We start from the raw sequence: 25,314 nt of genomic DNA, 5'->3' as shown, positions 1-25,314 counted from the left end.
ACTTTCGAGAGAGATTGTTATGGGTTCATTTTCGATTTGGCACTGGCTGATCGTTCTGGTGATTGTGTTGCTGGTGTTCGGCCGCGGCAAGATTCCCGAGCTGATGGGTGACATGGCCAAGGGTATCAAGAGCTTCAAGAAGGGCATAGCCGACGACGAGGTCGCCGAGGACAAGCGCACCGTTGAACACCGTGCCGACGAAACCGTTTCGGCAGTGAAGGAAAAGGCCAGCAAGAGCTGAGCCCAAAACTTAGTCGGAACGTATCGCCATGTTCGACATCGGCTGGACCGAGATGCTGGTCATCGCGATTGTCATGATCGTGGTCGTCGGACCTAAGGATTTGCCCAAGATGCTGCGCACTTTCGGCCGCACGACGGCGAAGATGCGCGGCATGGCAGCCGACTTCCAGAAACAGTTCAACGACGCGCTGAAGGAGGCCGAGCTTGACGACGTCAAGAAGTCGGTCGATTCACTCAGAAGCCTCAACCCGGCCGCCGAGATCAGGAAACAGCTCAACCCGTTCGAGCAGGCGGCAGCCGACGTCCGTTCAGGCGTCGACGCGGTGATGAAGCCGAAGCCGGCTGCAGACCCTGTCGCGTCGGCTGCTTCGAGCCCGCAGGATACCGAGCTGAAGAATGGCGCGACGGTGTTGCCGGGCGTCAATGGCCCGGAAGCGGCGCTGGCGGCGCCGACCTTTCCGGCGATGACCGATGAGTCGGTGGTGACACCGCCTGTCGCGGCGGCGACGCCGGCTGCACCGCAAAAGGCCTCGGCGGCGAAGACGAAGGGTGCGCCAGCGAAAGCGATCCCGGCCTCCAAGGCCGCAGCGAAGCCAGCGGCAAAACCTGCTGCGACGAAGACCTCGGCTAAAAAGGCCGAGCCGAAGCCTGCACCGGCAGCGGTGAAGAAGCCGACTGCAGCCGCCAAAAAGACGGCGGGAGCCGCCAAGTGAGCATTTCGGAAAAGGATGAGATCGATAAATCGGCGGCTCCGCTGATGGAGCATCTGATCGAATTGCGCCGACGGCTGATGTGGTCGATCGGCGGGTTCTTCGTTGCCTTCCTGTTCTGCTTCTTCTTCGCCAAGCAACTGTTCAACCTATTGGTGATCCCGTTCAAATGGGCGACTCAATGGGCAGGGCTCGACCCGCACAAGGTCGAGCTTATCTACACGGCGCCGCAGGAATTCTTCTTCACCCAGGTCAAGCTGGCGATGTTCGGCGGCATGGTGATTGCCTTTCCGCTGATCGCCACGCAGATCTATAAATTCATCGCGCCCGGCCTATACAAGAACGAACGCAACGCTTTCCTGCCGTTCCTGATCGCTTCGCCGATCCTGTTCCTGATGGGCGCGTCGCTGGTCTATTTCTTCTTCACGCCGATGGTGATGTGGTTCTTCCTCGCCATGCAGCAGGCCGGCACTGACGACCAGGTGCAGATTTCGCTGCTGCCGAAAGTGTCGGAATATCTCAGTCTGATCATGACGCTGATCTTCTCCTTCGGCCTGGTGTTCCAGTTGCCGGTGGTGACCAGCCTGATGACGCGGGTGGGCATGCTGTCGTCCGAAGCGCTGGTCGAAAAGCGCAAATGGGCTATCGTCATCGCCTTCGTCGTGGCGGCTGTGCTGACACCGCCCGACCCGATAAGCCAGATCGGCCTGGCCGTTCCCACGATCCTTCTCTACGAGGTCTCGATCTGGTCGGCCCGGCTGATCGAGCGCAGCAAAGAACGGGAACGTCTGGCGCGCGAGAAGCGGGAAGCTGCGGAAGCGGCGGCCGAAAAGGCAGCGGACGCGTCGTCGACGTAGGCTGCATCAGGCGGGTAGCACTATCTTCGAAATCTGCGGGACAGCGACCCCCTCTGTCCTGCCCTCTTTGCCAAAACTTGGCATCTCCCCCACAAGGAGGAAGATTGGCAGCTTCGTCGACGGCCCGCTTCTTCAACGCCGGAAAATTGGCGAAAGCCCGTGATGACAGCCAATCTCCCCACCCGTGGGGGAGATGTCCGGCAGGACAGTGGGGGCGCGAAGGAACTCGATCTTGACATCTTGCATCGGTCAAGGATGCGGTTTACGCCCTCTGACCTAGCTCAGGAGCGTTCAGGACCATGCTTGACATCAAATGGATTCGCGACAACCCGAAGGCCCTTGTCGAGGCGCTCAGGAAGCGCTCGTGGTCCAGCGAGGACGCGCAGTCCACGGTCGATGATCTGATCGCCAGGGACGAGGCGCGGCGCGAACATCTGACCGATCTGCAGACCAGGCAGGAGCGCCGCAACGCTGCTTCGAAGGAGATCGGCAACGCCGTGCGTTCGGGTGACGCCGCTCTTGCCGAAAGGCTGAAGACCGAGGTCGGCGAGATCAAGGCTTTCATCCAGAACGGCGAGGCGCGCGAACGCGAGCTCGACAAGGCGCTGACCGATGCGCTGGCGGTGCTGCCCAACGTGCCGCTCGACGACGTGCCGGTCGGCAAGGACGAGCACGACAATGTCGTCAAGCGCATCGTCGGCAAGGTGCCGACCCGCCCGAACTGGGTCAGAGAGCATTTCGAGATCGGCGAAGCGCTCGGCATGATGGATTTTGAGCGGGCGGCGAAACTGTCCGGCTCGCGGTTCACCGTGTTGAAAGACGGGCTGGCACGGATGGAACGTGCACTCGGCCAGTTCATGCTGGACCTGCATACGACCGAGCATGGCTATGAGGAGATCCAGCCGCCGCTGATGGTGAATTCGGCGACTATGTATGGAACAGGACAACTGCCAAAATTCGCACTAGATTTGTATAGAATTCACGACGAAAGCAGCCATGCCCATTACGGTATGGAAGAACATACCGCAGTCATTCCCGGAATATTGAACCAAATCGATCTCTTTCCAAAACTTGTAAAATATCTGAGCACCAGACGCGCGGATCCAGAAAGTGAGGCGCTGTATCAAGCTCTTGCTGACGGCTTCGGCGATACGACCTTGGAAAGTGTCGAGTATTTTGCGGATTTTTTGAACTCAGTTGTCGATGGCTCGGAAGACAGCAACGGTTTGCTCTCGGACCGATGGCTCATCCCCACCGCCGAAGTCCCTCTGACCAATCTAGTGCGCGAAGAAATCACGCCGCATGAAAAACTGCCGCTGCGCTATACCGCGCTGACGCCGTGCTTCCGTTCGGAAGCGGGCTCGGCCGGACGCGATACGCGCGGCATGCTGCGTCAGCACCAGTTCTACAAGGTCGAACTGGTGTCGATCACCGACCAGGACTCCTCGCTCGCCGAGCACGAGCGGATGACTGAATGCGCCGAGGAAGTGCTGAAGCGTCTTGGCCTGCCGTTCCGCACCATGACGCTGTGCACCGGCGACATGGGCTTCGGCGCGCGCAAGACCTATGACATCGAGGTCTGGCTGCCGGGCCAGAACGCCTATCGCGAGATTTCGTCATGCTCGGTCTGCGGCGATTTCCAGGCGCGGCGCATGGACGCCCGCTACAAGGACAAGGACGGCAAGGGCAACCGCTTTGTCCACACGCTGAACGGCTCCGGCACCGCCGTCGGCCGCGCTCTGATTGCTGTCATCGAAAACTATCAGAATGAGGATGGCAGCGTAACCATTCCTGAAGCGGTTCGGCCTTACATGGGCGGTCTGGAAAAGATCGAATCAAAATAATGCGCATCCTCCTGACCAACGATGACGGCATCCATGCCGAGGGCCTTGCATCGCTCGAACGCATCGCCCGCACGCTGTCGGACGACGTCTGGGTGGTGGCGCCGGAGCAGGACCAGTCCGGCTACGCGCACTCGCTGTCGATCTCGGAGCCGCTGCGCCTGCGCAAGATCGGCGAAAAACACTTCGCCGTGCGCGGCACGCCGACCGACTGCGTCATCATGGGCGTGAAGAAGATCCTGCCTGCAGCACCCGACCTGATCCTGTCCGGCGTCAATTCCGGCGCCAACATCGCCGACGACGTCACCTATTCGGGCACCGTTGCCGGCGCCATGGAAGGCGCGCTGCTTGGCGTGCGTTCGATCGCGCTCAGCCAGGCCTATTCCTATCTCGGCGAGGATCGCGTCGTTCCCTATGAGACCACCGAGGCGCTGGCGCCGGCGCTGCTCAAGAAGCTTGTCGCCATGCCGCTGCCGGACGGCGTGCTGCTCAACGTCAATTTTCCGAATTGCGCGCCAGAAGAGATCGCCGGCACGGTGGTCACAACGCAAGGCAAGCTCGTCCACAGCCTGTGGGTCGATGAGCGCCGCGATGGGCGCGGGCTTCCCTATTATTGGCTGCGCTTCGGCCGCGAGCCGGTCGAGGGCAAGCAAGGCACCGACCTCCACGCCATGCGCAACCAGCAGGTATCGGTGACGCCGCTGCAGCTCGATCTCACCGCTCATGAAATCCGCGATCAACTGACCAAGGCGCTCGCATGAACCTGAACCATGGTCCGACGGTCGACGACCGCGAAGGCTTCGCCGCTTTCCTGCTCCGCCTGCGTGGCAAGGGCGTCGTGCCGAAGGCGCTGATCGCCGCCTTCGAGGCGACGCCGAGGCGCGGCTTCCTTTCCGCGCAGTTCCATCCGATCGCCTGGTCGGACCGCATGCTGCCGATCGAATGCGGCGAAGCGATCGAGGGCGCCGATCTGCAAGCTGCGGTGATCGCAGCACTTGCCATCGAGCCGGGCAACCGCGTGCTCGAGATCGGCACCGGGTCGGGCTACACGGCGGCGGTGATGTCGCGGCTTGCTGCGCGGGTCGTCACCGTCGACCGCTACAAGACGCTGGCCGAGCAGGCCAAGCAGCGCTTCGACGCGCTCGGCATCGGCAATGTCATCGTGCGCCAGGCGGACGGCTCCAACGGACTGGCCAATGAAGCGCCGTTCGATCGCATCGTCGCATGGGCGGCCTTCGACAGCCTGCCGCGCTTCCTGCTCGACCAATTGTCGAGCGGCGGCATCGTCATCGCTCCGATCGGACCCGAGGAGGGCGAGCAGGTGCTGGCCAAACTGACCAAGGTCGGCAGCCGCTTCGAACGCGAGGACATCGGTCTCGTCCGCCTGCAGCCGATCCTGCGCAGCGTAGCCGCGGTCATCTGATTATCCGACGCATCGCGCGCTTGGGGATCGATCAGCCGAAGCCTCTCGGTCGTCATCCTAGGGCCCAGCAAGGAGCGAAGCGACGCAGCGCAGACCCTAGGATCCATGACGCGCCATCAAGGCGTTGCAACGGTGCAGAATGCTGTTCCCCTGCATTCTTCGGCTAAGGTAACGGAATGGATCCTAGGGTCTCCGCGACGGAGCTTCGCTCCTGCTCCGCCCTAGGATGACGAAGCTGAGGCCTTCGGCCAATTCTTCGACTCCGGCGCGGCCTGACCTGAATCTCGACATACCCCAAACAGGCAGCCTTAAATATTTTAAGAAAATTTGCGTCTGATTCTAAAGGTTTAACCGACCGGTAACATTAACGCGCTTTAATCACGGTCAGTCTGTACCGGGTATCTGCGGGTAAAAGCGATGCAATTCAGTATTTTGAAGGCAAACGGACGCAATCTGGCGCGTGGTTTCGCTGTCCTTATGGTTGCGGGCACCGCGGCGGGATGCAGTTCCCAGGTCTCGCGGTTCAACAGCGTCGATGACGTCTTCACCTCCTCGACCAACAACCAGCGCAGTATCATCGACAAGCAGGACGCCGCCCAGCCTTATCCGGGTGATGCGCCGGTGTCGGCCGCGCCGCCCGACGGCAGCCATACCCAGTCGGTCAGCCGCTCAAGCCTCGAGCCGGTTACGACGCAGCAATTGCCGCCGGTCAGCCAGTCGCAGCCGGCGCCCGCCGCCAGTCCGGCTCGCACCGCTTCTGTGCCCGCCGCCTCACAGGTTGACCGTACTGCGACCGGGACAGCGGCAAAGCCGTTCAAGAACGCACAACCTGATGATCCGCGCATGGCGACGGCAGGCGGCGAACCGCGTGCCACCGAGATCATCGTTAGGGATGGCGAGACCATCTCCGGCCTGTCGCGGCGCTACGGCGTGCCCACAGACGCCCTCATGAAGGTCAATGGGCTGAGCGCGACCAACGGGCTGAAGACCGGCCAGAAGCTCGTCATCCCCGCCTATGCCTATTCAGGCAAGAAACCGGCGCCGAAGCTTGCCGACGCCAAGCCTGCGAACGACACTAAGCGCGATTTGCCGGCCAAGATGCCGGAGATGGTGGCCGTGCTGCCGCAGCAGCCGAAGCTCAAGGAGGGCAAGTCCGCCGCGCAGGTGGATGCATCGGCCGCGGCAAGCCAGCCGAAGGATGCCGCACCCGAGACGACTGGTGCCGGTGGCACCTACACGGTCCAGCAAGGCGATACTCTGTCGGCCATCGCCAGGAAGACCGGTGTCGGCGTGGTTGCGTTGAAGCAGGCGAACGGCATGCAGGATGGTCTGCTCAAGATCGGCCAGACCCTGAAGGTACCGGCCGGCGGAACCGCGACGGTTGCCAGTGCCAAGCCGGCAAAGGTCGATCCGGTTACGACCGCCACCACCCCGCCTGCGGCAAAGACCACGCCGTCGGAGACGCTCGCCGCCTACACGCCGCCGAGGAAGGATGCGAAGGTCATCCAGCAGGCCGAGGACGACGACGCGGTGGCGCCAAACGCCACCGGTATCGGCAAGATGCGCTGGCCGGTGCGCGGCCGCGTGATCTCCAGCTTCGGCGGCGGCAAGGACGGCGTCGACATCGCCGTGCCGGAAGGAACGCCAGTCAAGGCGGCCGAGAACGGTGTCGTCATCTATGCCGGCGATGGCCTCAAGGAATTCGGCAATACGGTGCTGGTGCGCCACGAGAACGGGTTGGTCACGGTCTATGGCCACGCCCGTTCGATAGAAGTGCAGCGCGGCCAGAAGGTCAAGCGCGGCCAGGAAATCGCGCAGTCCGGCATGAGCGGCACCACCGACTCACCGAAACTGCATTTCGAAGTGCGCAAGAATTCGGCGCCGGTCGATCCTTCGACCTATCTTGAATAAAAGAAAGTCGATCCTTCCTATCTCGAATAGAACAAGAAAAGCAATTGCGCGCCGCCTGACCTCCAGTCCGGCCCGCCGGCTCAGCCCGCTCCGCAAGGGGCGGGCTTTTTCGGTCTTTGTCCTAATCTTTGAGAGATTTGCCGAGCCGGCCTGCCAGATCCTGGGTGAACTGCCAGGCGACGCGGCCCGAACGGCTGCCGCGCGTCGTCGCCCATTCCAGCGCCTCGGCGCGCAGCGTCTCGGGATCGATGGCAAGGCCGTGATGGCTGATATAACCGTCGATCATGTCGAGATACTCGTCCTGCGAGCATTTGTGGAAGCCGAGCCAGAGGCCGAAGCGGTCGGACAGCGAGACTTTTTCCTCGACCGCCTCTGACGGGTTGATGGCGGTCGAGCGCTCATTGTCGATCATGTCGCGCGGCAACAGATGCCGCCGGTTCGACGTGGCATAGAAGATGACATTTTCCGGGCGGCCCTCGACGCCGCCTTCGAGCGCCGCCTTCAGCGACTTGTAGGAGGTGTCGTCGTGGTCGAAGGAGAGATCGTCGCAAAACAGGATGAAACGGTAAGGTGCCGCCTTCAGCAAATTCATCAGCTTCGGCAGCGTGTCGATGTCCTCGCGGTGGATCTCGATGAGCTTGAGCGGCAGGTCCAGCTTTGCCGACGCGTTGATGGCGGCATGCACGGCCTTGACCAGCGAGGACTTGCCCATGCCGCGCGCGCCCCACAACAGCACGTTGTTGGCTGCGTAACCGGCGGCGAAGCGCTCGGTGTTGTCGACCAGTATGTCGCGGACGCGATCGACGCCGCGGATCAGGCCGATGTCGACCCGGTTGACCTTGAGCAGCGGCTCCAGATAGCCGGGATCAGCCTGCCAGACGAAGCAATCGGCCCCGCCGAGATCGGTTTCCGGCACCGGCGGCGGAGCGAGGCGGGCGACCGCCTCGATCAGGCGGTCGAGCTTCTTGTTCAGGGCTTCGATGGTGCTGTCGGTCATTTCTTGTCTTTTTGTTTCTGCATTCAGGAAGGCGTGACAACGGAACCTATTTGATTCCGGCGGTTTCGGAACCGGCTCCAACCTTTTGTTAGAGCATGATCTTTTCCGAAACCGCGCTCCATTTTTCGGGATCATGCTCTAACACGGCTCAACCAGCCCGAAAAGCAGCCGAAATGCCTGGCCGCAGTTGCATTGGCAACTTTACCGACTATATTCCGGCCAAATTTCACGGGGCCGCCAAATTTCCCCAGGACGGTTTGGCGGCTGTTTTTCAAAATTCAGGAGTACCTCGATGTTCGTGACACCGGCATATGCCCAAGGCGTCGGCACCTCCCCGGATATGTTCATCAGCATTTTGCCGTTTGTCCTGATTTTCGTGATCATGTATTTTCTGATCCTCCGGCCGCAGCGTACGCAGTTGAAGAAGCGCGGCGAGATGCTGGCGGCGGTTCGCCGCGGCGACACGGTCATCACCGGCGGCGGTTTCGTCGGCAAGGTGACCAAGGTGATCGACGACAACGAGCTCGAGATCGATCTCGGCGGTGGCACCAAGGTAACGGCGCTGCGCTCGACGATTGCCGATGTGCGCGTCAAGGGCGAGCCAGTGGCGAACCAGAACGCCAAGAAATAGCCGAAATTTCTGGGGGAGCGGTCCGCGGATACGCCCCTGACGGACGACGCCATTTGCTGTATTTTCGCACTTTAAGACGACACTGATCTGGCTGGCCACCCGGTCCAGGGCGCCAACATCTCGTGATGCCATTGCGCGCTGGTCTCTTGCCGGCAAGATTGACAATAGTGGAAGAAAGCCCGATGGCAGCACCAAAGTGAACTGCCTCGTGCTCGACAATCACCCATATGCTGACCGAGGCGAGCCGGTGGCGAACCAGAACGCCAAGAAATAACCCAATTCCAGGCGGAACGATCCGCCAGAATGCCCTGACGGACGACGCCATATGCTCTATTTCTCGCGCTTCAAGATGATCCTGATCTGGCTGGCCGTGGCCGCCACAGTGATCTTCGCTGCGCCCAATCTTTTCTCAGCCAGCACGCTGGCCAAGCTTCCCGACTGGGTGCCGAAGCGCCAGATGACGCTCGGCCTCGATCTGCAGGGCGGCTCGCATATCCTGCTCAGGATGGATCCGAACGATCTGACCAAGGATCGGCTGGAGACGACGCGCGACCAAATCAGGACACTGCTGCGCGACGCCAAGATCGGTTACACCGGCCTTGCCGGATCAGGCCGGACCGTGCAGGTCCGCATCACCGATCCCGGTCAGGTCGATGCCGCCAAGACGGCGCTGAAGACACTGACCGACCCGGTGGCCGCCGGCCTGTTCAGCGGCGGCTCCGTCCAGGAGATGTCGCTGGATGATTCCGAGCCCGGCCTGCTCAAATTCACCGTTACCGATGCCGGCATCAAATACCGCACGTCGACGGCGCTGGCGCAGTCGCTCGAGGTCGTCGAGCGCCGCGTCAACGAACTCGGCACCACCGAGCCGATCGTGCAACGCCAAGGCGACGACCGCATTCTGGTCCAGGTGCCGGGCCTGCAGGATCCGCAAAGGCTGAAGGAAATTCTTGGCCAGACCGCCAAGCTGACCTTCCAGATGGTCGACCAGTCGATGCCGGTGCAGGACGCGCTCAACGGTCGCCCGCCGGCGGGATCCTCGGTTCTGTATTCGCAGGACGATCCGCCGGTTCCATATCTGATCGAGAACCGCGTCATCGTTTCGGGCGAAAATCTCGTCGATGCGCAGGCGACGTACAATTCCCAGACCAATGAGCCGGTGGTTTCGTTCACCTTCGATTCCAAGGGAGCGGCGCGTTTCGGCCAGGCCACCTCGCAGAATGTCGGCAAGCTGTTTGCCATTATCCTCGACAATCAGGTGATTTCGGCACCGCAGATCCGCGAACCGATCCTTGGCGGCAGCGGCCAGATCTCGGGCAATTTCACCGCCGAGAGCGCCAACGACCTCGCCGTGTTGTTGCGTGCCGGCGCGCTGCCGGCGACGCTGACGGTGATCGAAGAGCGCACAGTAGGCCCTGGGCTCGGCGAGGATTCCATTCACGCCGGCAAAGTCGCCGGCGTGATCGGCTCCATCCTCGTCGTCGTGTTCATGTTCGTGGCCTATGGCTTTCTCGGCTTCATTGCCAATATCGCGTTGGCGGTGCATGTGGCGATGATCATCGCGTTGTTGTCGTTGCTTGGCGCGACACTGACATTGCCCGGCATCGCCGGTATCGTGTTGACCATCGGCATGGCGGTCGATTCAAACGTTCTCATCTACGAGCGCATCCGCGAGGAGCGGCGAAACGGTCGCTCGGTAATCCAGGCGATCGACACGGGCTTTTCGAAAGCGCTGGCCACCATCGTCGATTCGAACGTCACCTCGCTGATCGCGACCGTGGTGCTGTTCTGGCTCGGGACCGGACCAATAAAGGGCTTTGCCGTAACCTTCGCCATAGGCATTCTGACCACCGTCTTCACCGCCTTCACCTTCACCCGGCTGCTGGTGTCGATCTGGCTCCGCCGCGCCCGCCCGAAGGAATTGCCGCGCGCGCCGGTGACCTTCGTCCCGGCGGGCACGAGAATTCCGTTCATGGGCATCCGCCGCTGGACATTCGCGCTGTCCAGCATGCTGTCGATCCTGTCGGTCGTGCTGTTCATGACAGTCGACATCAATTACGGCATCGACTTCAAGGGCGGTTCGCTGATCGAGGTCCAGGCCAAAGATGGCACCGCCGATATTGCCGACATCCGCGGCAGGCTTTCGGAACTCAACATCGGCGAAGTGCAGGTGCAGCAGTTCGGCGACCCGAACGACGTCTTGATTCGCGTCGGCACGCAGGAGGGCGGCGAGAACGCCGAACAGACCGTCATCGACAAAGTGCGCGGCGAGTTGCAGGACAACTACGACTTCCGCCGCGTCGAGGTGGTGGGGCCAACGGTTTCCGGCGAACTCGCCAAGCAAGGCACCATCGCCATGCTCATCGCACTACTCGGAATCCTGATCTATGTCTGGTTCCGCTTCGAATGGCAGTTCGCGGTCGGCGCCATCATCGCCACGGTCCACGATGTGGTCATGACGATCGGCTTCTTCGTCATCACCGGTCTCGAATTCAACCAGTCGTCGCTCGCGGCGATACTCACCATCATCGGCTATTCGCTCAATGACACGATCGTCGTCTATGACCGTGTTCGCGAAGACTTACGAAAATACAAGAGAATGCCGCTGCCGCAATTGTTGAACAACGCCATCAACGAGACGCTGTCGCGAACGACGCTGACCTCGGTGACGACGATGCTAGCGCTGCTGGCGCTGGTGCTGTTCGGCGGCGAGGTGATCCGCTCGTTCACGCTGGCGATGCTGTTCGGCGTCGTCTTCGGAACGTATTCGTCGATCTTTATCGCCGCCCCGCTGCTCATCCTGTTCAAGCTGCGGCCGCAGGCCGCGACGGCCGATGAGGAGAAGCCGGTGGGCGGCGGCAAAGCCTTGGCAACCTGACGATTGCCGCGGCAGAAACATCTATTTGCTGGTGGTCCCTATCGTTCTAACATTCGCAAACGACGCTGTTGGAATGGGATGCGAATGTTAGAATCGGACCACTAGTGGCAAAAGGCATCGTCATCCGCGAAGCGCATTTCCCTGGCCGTGCGCCGATCGAGGCCTACGGCAATGGCGGGTTTCGTTTCGCCGACATGTCTCATCGCGGCTCGCTCCTGTGCCTGCCGTCGGGCATCTATGGCTGGGAGCCGGCTGATCCCCTGGCACTGACGGCGGCGGATTTCGCCAAGCTGCTCAACGAGGCTGACAAGGTCGAGATCCTGCTGGTCGGCGCCGGCAAGGATCTCAGGCCGTTGCCGGCGGCGCTGCGTGCTGCGCTGAAGGCGGCGGGCATTGCGGCCGATCCGATGTCGACTGGTGCTGCCGTGCGGACCTACAATGTTCTTCTGGCGGAAAACCGTGCGGTGGCCGCCGCACTGATCGCCGTCGAGTGACGTGACCGAAAACGCCAAAATCGTCATGGAAACGGTGCGAGCCGCCGACCATGACCGCTATGTTTGCGCGCTCTATGCGCCTGAGGACAAGCGTGACGCACTTTTTTCGCTCTATGCCTTCAATGCCGAGATATCAGGCATTCGCGACCGTATCCGCGAGGCGCTACCCGGCGAGGTGCGGCTGCAATGGTGGCGCGATGTCATCGCAACCGAGGACAGTGGGGACGGGGTTGGCCATCCTGTCGCGGACGCGCTAAAGGCTACGATTTCCGCCCACCACCTGCCGATACCCGCCTTCGAGCACATGCTCGAAGCCCGCGTTTTCGATCTCTATGACGACCCTATGCCGTCGCGCACCGATCTGGAAGGCTATTGCGGCGAGACCGCAGCGGCGCTCATCCAGCTTGCAGCGATGGTACTCGATCCGGTCGCAGCACCGCGGTTTGCCGAACTTGCGGGCAGGGCAGGTTGCGCACAAGCGATGACCGGCCTTTTGCTACTGCTGCCATTGCACCGCAAGCGCGGGCAGTGCTTTGTCCCGGCCGACATTCTGGCCGCGGCAGGGTCGTCGCCCGAGGAGTTCGTTGCAGGCGATGGCGGGCCGGGCGCAGAACGCGCTGTCGCCGCGATGATCGCACTGGCGCAAGAACATCTTGCAGCTTTCGAAAGCGGCGCATCGGCGTTGCCGGTTTCGCTGCGACCGGCATTTTTGCCGCTGGCCTTGTCGCGCGCCTATCTCGCCAAGATGGAAAGTCATTCGCCTCTGAACGGCGTGGCGCGGCTCTCGCCCTGGCGCCGCCATTGGCTGCTGTTGCGCCGGGCGACTCGAGGCTGGCCTGCTTCAACCGGCTGATCTGGCGCCGAACTGGAACCATGAAGCGGCGGCGATCATAGAATCGCTTTCATTATGATGGTTCGCTAGGCCCGCTATCGCGCATCAGTGTCTCGTAGTCGCGCCCGCCATAGAAGATGTTGACGATGCGTACGAGATCGTCATCGACCATGTAAGCGATGACGGCAGAATGCTCGAACGGAACTGTTCGCAAGCCTGGCACGATGTCGTCGCGCGGGCGGCCACCGCGAGGGGCATTGCCGATGTTTTGGCAGCGGTCTTCGATACGCAGAACGAATTTCAGTGCGATGTCAGCACTTCCGCTAGCCTCGACGATATGTCTGAAAATTGCTGCCAGATCACCGCTGGCGCTTTCGCGATACTCGACCTCAAGCCGCCGAATCATCGGCGCGGCTCGAATACTGCGCGAAAAATCCCTTAAGACGGTCGCGAACCTCCTCCCCAGAAAGGTTCGGTCTCGTGTCCTCGATAGATGCCTTCACGCGCGCCCTGATCGAGGCCATGCGCTCGGCATGCTCTTCCTCCTCGCGCTGGAAGGCGCGAAGTGCTGCGCGGATGACCTCGCTTGCCGATCCGAAGGAGCCGTCCTCGACTTTTTTGCGGATCATGCGCGCCATTGCGGGCGTCACCGTGACGGACAGTTTCTCGGCGGGCTCCATGGAATTGCTCCCTATGATGGAGAGTAGGATAATATCCTACTCTCCTGTCGCCCGATCGACAAGAACAGACAGGCGGACTATTCCGCCGCTTCCGTCGCCAATGATGCAAGTCCCAGCCATTCGCGGCAGTCGGCCAGTGCGCGTGACGTCACCGCACGCCGCTTGGCGACGGTCTTGTCCTTGCCGCGCAGGCGCTTTCCCTCGGCTTTCGGCGCTTCCACAGGGGGAAACAGGCCGAAATTGATGTTCATCGGCTGGAAGGAGCGCTTTCCCGGCTCGTCGTCGGAAACGATGTGACCGCCGGTAATATGGTTGAGCAGCGCCCCAAAAGCTGTGGTCATCGGCGGCAGCGCCGGCGCGTGGCCCAACCGCTCGGCGGCGGCAAAGCGCCCGGCAAGCAGGCCGATGGCGGCACTTTCGACATAGCCTTCGCAGCCGGTGATCTGACCGGCGAAGCGCAGGCCGGGCCGCGACTTCAGCTGCAGCGATTGGTCAAGCAGCGTCGGCGAATTGATATAGGTGTTGCGGTGCAGGCCGCCGAGGCGGGCGAATTCGGCGCTTTCGAGGCCCGGGATGGTGCGGAAGACGCGCACCTGCTCGGCGTGCTTCAGCTTGGTCTGAAAGCCGACCATGTTGTAGAGCGTGCCCAGCGCATTGTCCTGTCGAAGTTGCACGACGGCATAGGCCTTCACCGATGGATTGTGCGCATTGGTAAGCCCCATCGGCTTCATCGGCCCATGGCGCAGCGTCTCGACGCCGCGCTCGGCCATGATCTCGATCGGCAGGCAGCCGTCGAAATAGGGCGTGCCTTCCCATTGCTTGAATTCGGTCTTTTGGCCCGCCACAAGCGCCCCTACGAAGGCGAGATATTGCTCCTTATCCATCGGGCAGTTGATGTAGTCCTTGCCGGTGCCGCCGGGCCCGACCTTGTCGTAGCGTGACTGGAACCAGCAGATGTTCATGTCGATTGTGTCGAAATGGACGATCGGCGCGATAGCATCGAAGAAGGCGAGCGCGTCGGCGCCGGTCACTTCCGCGATCGATTGCGCGAGCCCAGGTGAGGTCAGCGGGCCCGTGGCGATGATCGCCTGGTCCCAGTCCGCCGGCGGCAGGCCGGGTACTTCCTCGCGCCGGATGGTGATGAGCGGATGCGCTTCGAGCTTTTTGGTCACCGCTTCGGAAAATCCGTCGCGGTCGACGGCCAGCGCACCGCCGGCCGGCACCTGGTGCGCGTCGCCGGCGCTCATGATCAGCGAACCGGCCAGCCGCATTTCGGCGTGCAGCAGGCCGACGGCGTTGGTCTGCGCATCGTCGGAGCGGAAGGAATTGGAACAGACCAGCTCGGCCAGCCCATTCGTCTTGTGCGCATCGGTGCCGCGGACGGGACGCATTTCATGCAGGACAACGGGAACGCCGGCCTCGGCGGCCTGCCAAGCGGCTTCGGAGCCGGCGAGACCGCCGCCGATGACGTGAATGGGATTCTTGCTCATGAGCGCCGAAATAGTCGCTTGTAGCTGCGATTGCAATTGCCCCGGTTAGCGGCGCTGTTGCCGCCAAGTGCTGCAATCGTCTACTGTCGGAGAATGGACGGGAGTCTCGGGGTCTTTGCCAGAGCGGCATTTCTGACAGTCTTGATCGCTGTGGGCGAAACAGCCGCCGCCGGCGAACTGGCCGCGACGGCTTCCAGGCGGATCCCCATATGCCACGGCTACAGTTGCAACTATCGCACGATGCTGGCGCTTGGCCCCGGTGACGGCGCGCGTTTCCGCGCTATCCTGCGTGCGGGTGCGGGTTCGCCCCAGGCCGAGCGTTCCGCTATTTCGAAGGCTGTCCGCTATTTCGAGCAGCGCATTTTCCGGGCCACCGGCATTCGCGATCTGCCGCAATCGGAATTCGGTGCATCGCGCATCAGGGGCCAGATGGATTGTGTCGACGAATCGACCAATACGCATGCGCTGCTGGTCTATCTTGCCGAGCGAAAACTGCTCAGGTTTCACAAGGTCGAGGACAAAGCTTCGCGAGGCCTGTTTGTCGACGGACGCTATCCCCATTGGACGGCGGTGATCAGCGACCGCGGCGGCACCGAATGGGTGGTGGATTCCTGGTATGCGCCGATGGGCGGCGCACCGGACATTTTTCCGTTGAGCCAGTGGAAGAAACGGGGCGTTCTGGAAAGCGGTGCGCTGGACTGACAGGGACATGCCGCCAAAACGGCTCCCAGAGTGCCTCGACCCTGAAAAAAACAACACCCGCCGGGGGAGGAGGTCCGGCGGGTGTCGTTTTGCTGGTCGATCCTCGGGAGGAGGTGAAGATCGACCGTATTCGTCATCGCCGGGGAGGAGGTCGGCTTTGACGAAATTCCGTTCGCCTGATGAAAGGGGGCGAAACCCTTTTGGGACGAAATTCCTTTCGCCCCTGGGACGAAATTTCGTTCCGGGGAAACAGCGCCCGCCGCGGGAGGAGGTACGGCGGGCGCCGTTTTTGTGGTCAACCCTCGGGAGGAGGTGAAGGCTGACCGTATTCGTCAGGGTCGGGGAGGAGGTCGACCCTGGCGAAATTCCTTGACTAGATCGCCTTGCGAGCGATGCTCTTGATCTCTTCGCGGACGATGCCGAGATCATGCAGCTGGCGGTTCGAAAGGCGACCCAGCTCGGTAACCGTCGAGCGATAAACGCGCCAGTTACGATAGTTGCGGATCAGGTTCATTGTCGTTCTCTTTTCAAGTCAAACTGGTTCGGACCATTTGCGGTCCGAAGAGGATTAGACCGCCTTGCGGGCGACGTAGTGGATGTCGCTGCGGCTGATGCCGAGGTCGGTCAGTTCGCGGGTGCTCAGGCGGCTCAGCTCGGAAACGGTGTCCCGGTAGCGGCGCCAGTTGCGGTAGTTGCGGATCAGGTTCATGGTATTTCTCGTTTCGTCTTTCTTCCGGATCATTCCGTCTTTGTGTACGCCCTGAAGATAGGTGGGGTCACATCGATTTAAAAGCGCTATTGGTGCATGGCAGCAATGCAAATTGTGCAATGCACCATCGCCGCCAAATCACGTCTTCGACATAGATAGGCCCGAATCGGAAAATGCCGTAGCGTCAACGGTTTGGCCGGATCGGCTGAAAAAAAGAGCAAGCTGGGGGAGAAAGGCATGGCGAGCTATTCGTCACGCGTCAGGACCGATATCGCACGATGGCTGCAGGCTGGCCTGATCGACGCCTCGACGGCCGACGCGTTGACGCGCGACGTCGAGGCCAATGAGCGCAAATCACTGAGCTTCGGCTCGATCCTGGCGATGATGGCTGCGCTGCTTTTTGGTGCGGCCGTCCTTATCTTCGTCGCCGCCAATTGGGAAGCCATCCCGCGGCTGGCGCGGGTGGCAGCGCTCTTCGCCATCATCCTCGCCGGCTATGTCGGCGGCGCGGTGCTGAAGACACTCGACCATGCTGCTATCGGCGAGGCACTCTGGATCGCCGCCGCGGCGGCATTCGGCGGATCGATCGCGCTGATCGGCCAGATGTATCATTTATCCGGCGACGAAACATCGGCCTTGATCACCTGGGGCGCTGGCACGGCCTTAGCGGCGGTTGCGCTGCGCTCGAACCCACTGACCGTCGCTTCTGTCGGCATTGCCGACGCATGGCTGTTCCTGAGGGGGTTTGACTATTTCGGGCGCGCGGAATTTCCGCATCTCTTCGTCGTCATGGCGAGCGTGTTGTTCGCCATTTCGTTCTGGACCCGCAGCCAGGCGGCTCGGCACCTGATCATCCTGTCGGTCATTTTCTATCTCGTGCTGTTGTTTACGGAATACGAAACGCTGCAGGTCGCCGTCCCGCTCATTGTCGTGTCGACGCTGCTTTTCGCGGCTGCGATCTTCGCTGCCGGGCCCGTCGACCGGATATTGCAGCTTGGCGGCCGTCTGCCCTTACACGCGCTGATCGGATTTCTCACCGGCCTGGCGATGATCCAGTTCGAACTAGCCGGTGAGAGCAACAACGGCGGCTTCGGCATTGCCTCGGCCGTTGCGCTTGCCGGCATTGTCGCGGCGATTGTGCTGGGAGGCCGCGAGAGCAGGGGCTTGCGCTGGGTTGCCTATGCCGGCTTCGCCCTCGAACTCGCCATCATCTATGTGGTGATGTTGCAGTCGATGCTCGACACAGCAGGCTTCTTCCTTGCAGCCGCTGTGCTTCTTGGCCTGCTTGCCCTTGTCATCCTCCGCGTGGAAAAGCGCATGAGGGCCTCGAGCGTGGAAGGAGCGGCGGCATGATGACCGGTAAAAGACTGATCGTTTCGGCGGTGGTGCTGGCGCTCGTCCAGATCGGCTTCCTGAGCTGGATCATCGCCGGCCGGGCGGCGATCCTGCGCGACGGCAGGCAAGTGCTGCTGAGGGTCGAACCGATCGATCCGCGCGATCTCCTGCGCGGCGACTTTATTCGCCTTGGCTATGAGATTTCGCGCATACCGGTGAAGCTGATCGCCAACATTCCGGCCGGTAAGCTCACGAGCGACGACACGCCGATCGTCGTCAGGCTGAAGCAGGGCGCCGACGGCTATTGGGAGGCGACCGCGGCCTGGTTCGGGCAAGCGCCTGCGCCGGCAGCATCCGACGAAGCCGATATCGTCGGGCATGTGGCTGAGGGGTGGGATCTCAGTGCAGCCACGACGATCGCGCCGGATTACGGCATTGAACGTTTCTATCTGCCGGAAGGCGAGGGGATGGCGATCCAGAACGACATGCGGGTGCGGCCGTTCGGCGTCCGCGTCGCAATCGCAGCCGATGGCGCCGCGCAGATCAAGGCGCTGATGGACGGCGACAAGACGCTGTTCGAGGAACCGCTTTATTAGAATTGGAAAGCCGGGCCGGATTAGAATTGGAAAGCGTGGCCGGCTCGGACAGCATCAAACATGACAATTATCCTGACGACACGAGAAGACATAAATCTCGACTCGGTTTTCCGCGTCGCCTGGAAGAAAGACACGGTGCAAATCAGCGGCAACGCCTTGCAGCGCATCGCAGAGTGTCGCGCGTCGTTCCTGCGTCTCATCGAGACCGACCCTGTACCGGTCATCTATGGCGTGACCACCGCCATGGGAGAACTGGCGAGCAGGCGGCTCGAACTTGGCGAGCGGGATCGCCACGCGCGCATCAAGGCGTTCGCAGCCGCCACATCGTTCGGCGAGCCTTTGCCAGATCGCGTGGTGAGGGCGATCGTGCTCGCCCGCCTGGCGAATTTCCTCGAAGGAAATGCTGCGACCACACCACGCATGGCGCTCGCCGTCGCTTCGATGCTGGATAGCGGACCTATGCCCCTGGTGCCATCCTCCGGCCAGGGCGGTGCCGGTGAAATCCTCGCCCTCTATCCGCTCTTTGCAGAACTTTCGACGCGCTTCGACCTGGAAGTCAAGGAAAGGGGATCATTGATCAATGGCTCGCCCTGCGCTGCCGCACTTGTGGCCGACGCTGCCTTGGCGGCTCGCCGCCGCATTCGCCTTGCCGAAAAAGTCTTTGCGCTTTCGATCGAAGCGTTTCGCGCGCCGCTCGAACATTACGACCCGGCGCTCGACGCGCTTTGGGGCGATGAACACGAAGCAGCGGCGCTGTGCGGATTGAGGGAGTTTCTTGCCGGCGCCGGCACCGGGCGCCGCAATTATCAGGCGCCGGTCAGCTATCGCATCGTTCCTCGCATCCTGGGGCACGCGCATCGCGCGCTGGCATCGGCGGAAGGCGCGGCGACCGTGTCGCTCGCCTCGGTCTCGGACAACCCGGTCTACATCCCGCCTGACGACGTGCATCCGCTCGGGCGCTGCATCAGCACGGGCGGCTATCACAATGCCATGGCAACACCCGCCCTGGATGATCTGGCGGCGATATGGGCCGATATCTGCCTGTTGTGCGACCGCCACGCCTCGAAGCTTTTGAACGGCAAGGTCTCGCTCCTGCCCGATCTGCTTTTGACGGGGCGGGACTGGAGCGACAGCGACGGCCACGGCAATGTCGGCTATGTGCCGATGGCGATCACGGGTTATCTGGAGCAGGCGAAACTCGCGGCCCAGCGAACCTTCATCCCGGGAACGGAATCGGCCGGCGCCGGCCAGGACGACGTCGCCACGACGGTGTTCCTCGCATGGACGAAGGAAGCACGCGCCGGCCGCTGCCTCGATGCCGCGATGGCGATGCTGGCGGTGATCGCCTCGCAGGCACTGCATGTCACCGAGCGCGTGGCGCCTCTGGCGCTTCAGTCGTTCGCCGCGGATATCAGAAGCATCGTGCCGCCGGTCGGTGACGATCGTGTGCTGGGGCCTGAACTTGCGACTTTGACCGGATGGTTCACGCGCCAGGTCTTTGAGGAGTAGGCACCAAATTGGTGCGGATGAAGGGACTCGCCTTCCGACACTGCTTAATCCACTGTTCGAGGGGGAGCAGTGGTGCGGGTAGAGGGACTCGAACCCCCACGTTCTCACGCCAGAACCTAAATCTGGTGCGTCTACCAATTCCGCCATACCCGCTGGCTTCGTGTCACCGTGACATGTCTATGTCACAAGCCATGTCACAAGTTCAAGACTTAGATTTTCGAGGTTTTTTGGGCCTCGCGTTGCCGTCTATGCCGTTCGCTTGGGCAAGTCCCAGCCCGTAGACCGTGGGCCCACGCGCGCCATGCATCGGCATCGCGCTCAAACTGGCGGTCATATAGGTCTAGCGCTGGAGCACAAAGTCGTGACGGGACATTCGGTTTCCTTGCAAAGCTATCTGCCATGACGAGCACCAGATAGTGCCGTCGGCGGCCACGGCGCGGACCTTCCGTCCAAAATAGGCGAGGTGGCGCGAACGAACTCGTTCGCGGTCAGGTCTTCCTGGCCGAGGATGTATTCCCAAATTCTTTCAAATTGATTCAGAATATTTTGCTACCCGTAAGTTACGATCGCAAACATTGTTTCGTGTTAGCAATTCAACAACTCCCTGAGTTCGTTATCGCTAAAGTAGCAGGCGCTGAAACTGCTGCTGTGGGGTAACTACCAAAGGAGAGTGTCATGGCAAATTTCGTTAAGAGTTTCGCCACAGCTTTGGCCGGTGGTGCACTTGTTTTATCTCTATCTTTTCCCTCCAGCGCAGGCGGCATTAGCGTCGGCGCCGGCGCATCGGTCGGCGGCCGAGGCGGCGTAAACGCCGGTCTCGGCGCCTCGGTCGGCGGCAGTGGCGGCATCAATGCGGGAGCCGGCACCTCGGTCGGCGGCAGGAGCGGGGTGAACGCCGGCGCCGGTGCATCGATTGGCGGCAGCAAGCGCTTTACCGCTGGTGCCGGCGCCTCGATCGGCGGCAGGAGCGGGGTAAATGCAGGCGCCGGTGCATCGATTGGCGGCAGTAGGGGCGTCACGGCTGGCCTGGGTGCCAATGTCGGTGGCACTGCCGGTGCAGGCGCAAACGTGGGCGGCACCGGCGGCATTACGGCTGGCGCAGGCGCAAATTTAGGCGGCACCGGCGGCCCTACAGCGGGCCTGGGTGCCAATGTCGCTCGCACGAGCGGTGTCGGTGTCGGCGTCGGCGGCGGAACGCTTGCCGGGACACTTGGCACTCTTGGAACACCGGGGACTCCCGGCATGCCGAGCGTGGTCGCGCAGATGTCCAGCAGCCAACTGATGCGCATGAAGAAACGCTGTGTCGACGTGCTCAGCAGCGAAGGCACCTATGACCGTGACCTGCGGCAGCTTTGCATGCTGATCGCGCGTCGCTGAGCACTCGCAAACGAGAGCGTCGCATCGGCCGTGGAGGCTTTGACAATACTCTCCTGGCTTCGCGGCCGGCCCGCCACCCGCAACGTGGCGGGCTTCTCTGCATCAGGATCGCTGCGCTGAGCCATTATTCTGTCAATGTCGCGGTCAAAATAGCGGCCGTTCGCCGGCGCATGATCCCGAAAATCGAAAAATCGTGTTTCGGGATCATGCGCCAAAATCAAGGTGCTACAAGCGTCCTTGCGCGTCCAAGAAGGACGCGCGGCGCGGTAGACGCGAAGATGGTTGAAAATTAGCCGCGCCTGTGACAAAAGGCGTGTCGAATGTGACGGGATGCGACGATCCGCTTCTGCAGAATGTGATAAGAAGTAGGAAAAACAAAGACTTATTCACATTTTGGAGCGTATTTCTGGAGGATTTGAGCCGCGTTGGGCGGACAAATTGCCAAGTCCCGCACCAAAAGCCATTCCCGGCAAGATCATACCGGCAGGCTGTAAACGGCAGGAGCCGTTTGGCTGCCTCATTGGTGGAAACAAAGGTTCTATGATGCAGGTCACCGAAACGCTCAACTCCGGTCTCAAGCGCGAGATCAAGATCACCGTGCCGGCCGGTGACATGGAAGCCAAGCTGATGGCGCGGCTTTCCGATGCCAGGAGCAAGGTCCGCATCAACGGCTTCCGTCCCGGCAAGGTGCCGGTGCAGCACCTGCGCAAGGTCTATGGCAAGTCGTTCATGGCCGAAGTGGTCAACGAGATCCTCAACGATTCGACCCGTTCGATCATTACGGGGCGCGGCGAAAAGGCTGCCATGCAGCCCGAAGTAATCATGACCGAGGACGAGAAGGAGGCCGAGAAGATCCTGGCCGGCGGCGCCGACTTCGAGTTCCGGCTGAACTACGAGATCATCCCGCCGATCGAGATCAAGGATTTCTCCGACATCAAGGTGACACGTCAGGTGTTCGACGTGCCGGATTCGGAAATCGACGAGCAGGTCCAGCGTGTCGCCGAATCGGCGCGCACCTACGAACCGAAGACCGGCAAGGCCGCCGAAGGCGACCGCGTGACGATCGACTATGTCGGCAAGATCGATGGCGAAGCCTTCAGCGGAGGCGCCGGCACGGACCAGCCGCTGGTGCTCGGCTCCAAGGAATTCATTCCCGGCTTCGAGGATCAGCTCATCGGCAGCAAGGCCGGTGACGAGACGCAGGTCACGGTCACGTTCCCGGAAAACTACCAGGCGGCGCATCTGGCCGGCAAGGAAGCGACCTTCGACGTCACCGTCAAGGAAGTGTCCAAGCCCGGTGCGTTGGAAATCAACGACGAAACGGCCAAGAATCTCGGCCTGGAATCGCTGGAGCGCCTGCGTGAAGTGGTGCGCGGCCAGATCGAGAACCAGTTCGGTTCGATGACGCGCCAGAAGATCAAGCGCCAGCTGCTCGACCAGCTCGACGCCGCCTACTCGTTCGAGGCGCCGTCGAAGCTCGTCGAGGCCGAGTTCAACAACATCTGGAACCAGGTCAACCGCGATCTGGAAGCCGCCGGCCGCACCTTCGCCGACGAGGAGACGACGGAAGAAGAGGCGCGCGCCGAATATATGCGGCTTGCCGAGCGCCGCGTGCGTCTCGGCCTGGTTCTCGCCGAAATCGGCGAGAAGGCCGGCGTCACCGTGTCGGACGAGGAATTGCAGCGTGGCCTGTTCGAGCAGGTGCGCCGCTATCCGGCCGCCCAGCAGCAGGAAGCCTTCGAATTCTACCGCAGCAATCCCGAAGCGCTGAACACGCTGCGCGCGCCGCTGTTCGAGGAGAAGGTGGTCGACCATCTGCTCAGCCAGATTTCGGTCACCGACGTCAAGGTAAGCAAGGAAGAGCTGATGGCCGACGACGAGGACAGCGAGACGGCCAAGGCGAAGCCGGCGAAGAAAGCTGCCGCGAAGAAGGCCGACACCAAGAAGGCCGACGATGCGGAAGAGCCCAAGAAGAAGGCCGCGCCGAAGAAGAAAGCCGCCAAGGACGCCGAATAACACGGCATTCTGCGAATTGCGAAAGGCCGCCCTTGAGGCGGCCTTTTTCGATGCTGTCGACGTCGCAAGGCCGCTGCCGCCCTAATTGCCAGGTAATTGATTGACGAGGATCCGCATCACCGTCACTCGTTGGGGCAGTTCAACGAGAAACTCTTCGTCACGCGGCAGGTGATGGATCTTGTGCGGGTCGCCGCCGGTGAAGCTCGCCATGGCTTCGACGTCAGGCCAGTACGAGATCGTCACGAACTCTGTTTCTTCTTCGCGATCTTCGCGAAACAACTGCACGCCAAGTGCCTTCTCCTGAAGCGGCGGAATGCCTTCGCGGCGTAGATAGGGCTCGTAGACGTCTGCCAAATCACTGTGTGTCCTTCCCCGCCAGATCCGGGCAATTGTGGCGTTGTCGGTCATGACTTGCGCTCCTCTCGATGATTGTGATGAGGATGGGGCAGCTATGGCGGGATCCGCTGCGGTGTTGTGCGGGCCGATTAATGCAGGACCTTGCTGAGAAACCGTCGCACCAATGGCAGGGCGACCTCGAAATGGGTCTCCAGCAGCCAGTGCCCTGCGTCGTCCAGCAAATGCAGTTCGGCCTCGGGGAGATCGCGCAGATAGGCGCGCGCTGCCGGCTCGGGCATGTATTCGTCCTTCAGGCCCCAAAGGATCACTGCCGGCGGCTGTTGCTCGCGCAGGTATCCCTGGTAACGAGGGAACCAGTCGAGATTAGCCTTGAGCTTCTCCATCAGTCCGACTGAAAGCGCACGGCGCACAGGCGTATTCATCAGCGGCCAATGCAATTTCCACATATCGGGCGGGACACATCGAGCGACGTCGCCATCGACTTCGCCGACGAACTCGGCGCGAAAGCCGTCCTCGCTCACCGCGTTTTCGAGCGGCGCACGGTTCGCCGGTGAGGGATCCCGCCAGAAACGCCGGATCGTTTCGTATTTTGGGCCAAGAGCACCCGCGTAGATGTCGCCATTCTGGATGATCAGGGCCCTGATCCGCGATGGGTGAGCTATAGCGTGGCGCAGGCCGATCTGCGAGCCGTAGTCGTGCAGCCATAACGCATAGCTGCCGAGCCCCAGCGCGTCGGTGAACCGCTCCAGGAAAGTCGCGTAGGCGTCAAAATCATAACCGAACCGTGCCGGATCGGGGGTTCCACTATAGCCAAAGCCGGGGAAGTCCGGCGCGACCGTTCGCCAGCGATCGGCGAGTGCCGGCATCAGCCGGCGATATTGGAAGGACGAGCAGGGATAGCCATGCGGAAGCAACAACACCGGCGCGGCGGCAGGACCTGCTTCTCTGTAAAAGACCGTGTCGCCATCGATCGTGCGGGTGTCGTGGCGCACGTCCAGGACGCTCCTGTCGTTCATGGACGCTTCTCTGATCTTTGATCTTGCAGACGTTGAACCGTAGCTGGTCTAACGCCGTTAGCCGGTATGCGTTCCGACTGCGCTCGACGCCGATCGAGCGGCCTTATCGTTTCGGCGGCAATCCTGCTGATCGACTCTTCTATCTGCCGGCCAGTTTCTGTGGTATGTAGATGCCGCAATTCCATGACGCGGATATTCCGCTCTGTCGTGCAAGGGGCGCATGCCGGCGAAACTGTCGGCACGCGCAGATCGTCCAAGGCAGATTTGGCGATCGGGGAGGGAATGCCATGCGTGCAATCGCGTTTTTCGTCGTCGTGTCTGTTGCGACGTTCATCACAAACCAATCGCAGGCACAGGATGCCGCCGCGGGTGAGAAGGTCTTCACCAAATGCAAAGTCTGTCACGTCGTGGACAAGGACCAGAACAAGGTCGGTCCGTCGTTGAGCGGCGTTATCGGCCGGACGGCCGGCACGCATCCAGGGTTCAAATATTCTAAAGCTATGACCGAGGCGGGTAAATCCGGCGTCAAATGGGACGACGCCACACTGACGAATTACCTTCGCGACCCGAAGGCCATGGTCAAGGGCACGAAGATGGCATTTCCCGGCCTCAAGAAGGACGAGGATCTCGCCAACGTCATCGCCTATCTGAAGCAATTCTCCAAATGACCCGGTTCTTCCGCCAGGAAGTAACCCGGTTCTTCCGCCAGGAAG

The 25,314-nt window shown here is 61.5% G+C and carries 26 protein-coding genes and 1 tRNA gene; 18 read left to right on the top strand and 9 right to left on the bottom strand.

Features of this window, described 5'->3' with window-relative positions; genetic code table 11:
* Positions 1 to 19 precede the first annotated feature (19 nt).
* The 7 genes from AC0L14_RS04145 to AC0L14_RS04115 all read left to right on the top strand — a co-directional run bounded on the left by AC0L14_RS04145 (position 20) and on the right by AC0L14_RS04115 (position 6,982).
* Positions 20 to 241: a twin-arginine translocase TatA/TatE family subunit gene (locus AC0L14_RS04145; protein ID WP_095493766.1), complete on the top strand. Its 222-nt coding sequence runs from the start codon at positions 20 to 22 to the stop codon at positions 239 to 241.
* A 28-nt stretch (positions 242 to 269) separates the two neighbouring features.
* Positions 270 to 953 carry a Sec-independent protein translocase protein TatB gene (tatB, locus tag AC0L14_RS04140; protein WP_473748730.1) on the top strand — a complete coding sequence of 228 codons (684 nt, stop codon included), beginning with the start codon at positions 270 to 272 and terminating at the stop codon, positions 951 to 953.
* Positions 954 to 997: 44 nt separating this feature from the next.
* Entirely contained in the window at positions 998 to 1,807 is an 810-nt protein-coding gene (gene tatC / locus AC0L14_RS04135; protein ID WP_123150775.1) for a twin-arginine translocase subunit TatC, read from the top strand.
* A gap of 299 nt (positions 1,808 to 2,106) precedes the next feature.
* On the top strand, positions 2,107 to 3,651 hold the full coding sequence (gene serS / locus AC0L14_RS04130; protein ID WP_473748729.1) for a serine--tRNA ligase: 1,545 nt from the start codon (positions 2,107 to 2,109) through the stop codon (positions 3,649 to 3,651).
* Positions 3,651 to 4,409 carry a 5'/3'-nucleotidase SurE gene (surE, locus tag AC0L14_RS04125; RefSeq protein WP_473638123.1) on the top strand — a complete coding sequence of 253 codons (759 nt, stop codon included), beginning with the start codon at positions 3,651 to 3,653 and terminating at the stop codon, positions 4,407 to 4,409. The genes serS and surE overlap by 1 nt, the downstream gene beginning before the upstream one ends.
* Entirely contained in the window at positions 4,406 to 5,071 is a 666-nt protein-coding gene (locus tag AC0L14_RS04120; RefSeq protein WP_208867856.1) for a protein-L-isoaspartate(D-aspartate) O-methyltransferase, read from the top strand. The genes surE and AC0L14_RS04120 overlap by 4 nt, the downstream gene beginning before the upstream one ends.
* 417 nt (positions 5,072 to 5,488) lie before the next feature.
* Complete coding sequence (locus tag AC0L14_RS04115) at positions 5,489 to 6,982, top strand: peptidoglycan DD-metalloendopeptidase family protein (RefSeq protein WP_473748728.1); 1,494 nt, start codon at positions 5,489 to 5,491, stop codon at positions 6,980 to 6,982.
* Positions 6,983 to 7,103: 121 nt separating this feature from the next.
* On the opposite strand, the gene AC0L14_RS04110 is transcribed toward AC0L14_RS04115, so the two are convergent.
* Positions 7,104 to 7,979, bottom strand: coding sequence for an ATP-binding protein (locus tag AC0L14_RS04110; protein ID WP_473748727.1), 876 nt, complete (start codon positions 7,977 to 7,979; stop codon positions 7,104 to 7,106).
* A gap of 292 nt (positions 7,980 to 8,271) precedes the next feature.
* Here AC0L14_RS04110 and yajC point away from each other — a divergent pair, with 292 nt between their 5' ends.
* From yajC to AC0L14_RS04090, 4 genes are all read left to right on the top strand, one after another.
* Complete coding sequence (yajC, locus tag AC0L14_RS04105) at positions 8,272 to 8,610, top strand: preprotein translocase subunit YajC (protein ID WP_123150653.1); 339 nt, start codon at positions 8,272 to 8,274, stop codon at positions 8,608 to 8,610.
* A 325-nt stretch (positions 8,611 to 8,935) separates the two neighbouring features.
* Entirely contained in the window at positions 8,936 to 11,488 is a 2,553-nt protein-coding gene (gene secDF / locus AC0L14_RS04100) for a protein translocase subunit SecDF (protein WP_473748726.1), read from the top strand.
* A 104-nt stretch (positions 11,489 to 11,592) separates the two neighbouring features.
* Entirely contained in the window at positions 11,593 to 11,982 is a 390-nt protein-coding gene (locus AC0L14_RS04095) for an Mth938-like domain-containing protein (RefSeq protein WP_126106226.1), read from the top strand.
* A gap of 25 nt (positions 11,983 to 12,007) precedes the next feature.
* Positions 12,008 to 12,835: a phytoene/squalene synthase family protein gene (locus tag AC0L14_RS04090; RefSeq protein WP_473748864.1), complete on the top strand. Its 828-nt coding sequence runs from the start codon at positions 12,008 to 12,010 to the stop codon at positions 12,833 to 12,835.
* A gap of 52 nt (positions 12,836 to 12,887) precedes the next feature.
* Here AC0L14_RS04090 and AC0L14_RS04085 read toward each other — a convergent pair whose 3' ends face one another.
* From AC0L14_RS04085 to trmFO, 3 genes are all read right to left on the bottom strand, one after another.
* Positions 12,888 to 13,220 (bottom strand): type II toxin-antitoxin system RelE/ParE family toxin, encoded by a 333-nt coding sequence (locus AC0L14_RS04085; RefSeq protein ID WP_473489572.1) that lies wholly within the window; start codon positions 13,218 to 13,220, stop codon positions 12,888 to 12,890.
* On the bottom strand, positions 13,204 to 13,494 hold the full coding sequence (locus tag AC0L14_RS04080; protein WP_473489573.1) for a type II toxin-antitoxin system ParD family antitoxin: 291 nt from the start codon (positions 13,492 to 13,494) through the stop codon (positions 13,204 to 13,206). Before AC0L14_RS04080 ends, AC0L14_RS04085 begins: the two co-directional genes overlap by 17 nt.
* Before the next feature lie 77 nt (positions 13,495 to 13,571).
* Complete coding sequence (gene trmFO / locus AC0L14_RS04075) at positions 13,572 to 14,984, bottom strand: methylenetetrahydrofolate--tRNA-(uracil(54)-C(5))-methyltransferase (FADH(2)-oxidizing) TrmFO (RefSeq protein ID WP_473527559.1); 1,413 nt, start codon at positions 14,982 to 14,984, stop codon at positions 13,572 to 13,574.
* A gap of 93 nt (positions 14,985 to 15,077) precedes the next feature.
* Here trmFO and AC0L14_RS04070 point away from each other — a divergent pair, with 93 nt between their 5' ends.
* A complete protein-coding gene (locus AC0L14_RS04070) occupies positions 15,078 to 15,686 on the top strand; it encodes a hypothetical protein (protein WP_473489575.1) in 609 nt (202 codons plus the stop codon).
* A gap of 373 nt (positions 15,687 to 16,059) precedes the next feature.
* On the opposite strand, the gene AC0L14_RS04065 is transcribed toward AC0L14_RS04070, so the two are convergent.
* Both AC0L14_RS04065 and AC0L14_RS04060 read right to left on the bottom strand, forming a co-directional pair.
* A complete protein-coding gene (locus tag AC0L14_RS04065; RefSeq protein WP_023802557.1) occupies positions 16,060 to 16,200 on the bottom strand; it encodes a DUF1127 domain-containing protein in 141 nt (46 codons plus the stop codon).
* A 54-nt stretch (positions 16,201 to 16,254) separates the two neighbouring features.
* Complete coding sequence (locus AC0L14_RS04060; protein ID WP_091596947.1) at positions 16,255 to 16,395, bottom strand: DUF1127 domain-containing protein; 141 nt, start codon at positions 16,393 to 16,395, stop codon at positions 16,255 to 16,257.
* Between the two features lie 237 nt (positions 16,396 to 16,632).
* On the opposite strand from AC0L14_RS04060, the gene AC0L14_RS04055 reads away from it, so the two are divergent.
* Genes AC0L14_RS04055 through AC0L14_RS04045 form a run of 3 tightly spaced genes read left to right on the top strand, consistent with a single transcriptional unit; the run spans position 16,633 to position 19,835 of the window.
* A complete protein-coding gene (locus AC0L14_RS04055) occupies positions 16,633 to 17,748 on the top strand; it encodes a DUF2157 domain-containing protein (protein WP_473748725.1) in 1,116 nt (371 codons plus the stop codon).
* Entirely contained in the window at positions 17,745 to 18,326 is a 582-nt protein-coding gene (locus AC0L14_RS04050; RefSeq protein WP_473489577.1) for a GDYXXLXY domain-containing protein, read from the top strand. Before AC0L14_RS04055 ends, AC0L14_RS04050 begins: the two co-directional genes overlap by 4 nt.
* Positions 18,327 to 18,386: 60 nt before the next feature.
* Positions 18,387 to 19,835 (top strand): aromatic amino acid lyase, encoded by a 1,449-nt coding sequence (locus AC0L14_RS04045; protein ID WP_473638135.1) that lies wholly within the window; start codon positions 18,387 to 18,389, stop codon positions 19,833 to 19,835.
* 70 nt (positions 19,836 to 19,905) lie between these two features.
* Here AC0L14_RS04045 and AC0L14_RS04040 read toward each other — a convergent pair.
* A tRNA-Leu gene (locus AC0L14_RS04040) sits at positions 19,906 to 19,988 on the bottom strand.
* A gap of 522 nt (positions 19,989 to 20,510) precedes the next feature.
* Between AC0L14_RS04040 and AC0L14_RS04035 the strand changes: the two genes are divergently transcribed.
* Positions 20,511 to 21,212: a hypothetical protein gene (locus AC0L14_RS04035; RefSeq protein WP_473748724.1), complete on the top strand. Its 702-nt coding sequence runs from the start codon at positions 20,511 to 20,513 to the stop codon at positions 21,210 to 21,212.
* A 543-nt stretch (positions 21,213 to 21,755) separates the two neighbouring features.
* Positions 21,756 to 23,228 carry a trigger factor gene (tig, locus tag AC0L14_RS04030; protein ID WP_473638158.1) on the top strand — a complete coding sequence of 491 codons (1,473 nt, stop codon included), beginning with the start codon at positions 21,756 to 21,758 and terminating at the stop codon, positions 23,226 to 23,228.
* 81 nt (positions 23,229 to 23,309) lie between these two features.
* Here tig and AC0L14_RS04025 read toward each other — a convergent pair whose 3' ends face one another.
* Positions 23,310 to 23,636 (bottom strand): antibiotic biosynthesis monooxygenase family protein, encoded by a 327-nt coding sequence (locus tag AC0L14_RS04025; RefSeq protein ID WP_473489580.1) that lies wholly within the window; start codon positions 23,634 to 23,636, stop codon positions 23,310 to 23,312.
* Between the two features lie 77 nt (positions 23,637 to 23,713).
* Complete coding sequence (locus AC0L14_RS04020) at positions 23,714 to 24,601, bottom strand: alpha/beta fold hydrolase (RefSeq protein ID WP_473489581.1); 888 nt, start codon at positions 24,599 to 24,601, stop codon at positions 23,714 to 23,716.
* 287 nt (positions 24,602 to 24,888) lie between these two features.
* On the opposite strand from AC0L14_RS04020, the gene AC0L14_RS04015 reads away from it, so the two are divergent.
* A complete protein-coding gene (locus tag AC0L14_RS04015; protein ID WP_473489582.1) occupies positions 24,889 to 25,269 on the top strand; it encodes a c-type cytochrome in 381 nt (126 codons plus the stop codon).
* Positions 25,270 to 25,314 lie beyond the last annotated feature (45 nt).

This window comes from Mesorhizobium sp. WSM4841 (genome assembly GCF_055811515.1).
Note: the sequence above shows the minus strand (reverse complement) of the source record. Positions and strands in the feature narration are given on the sequence as shown.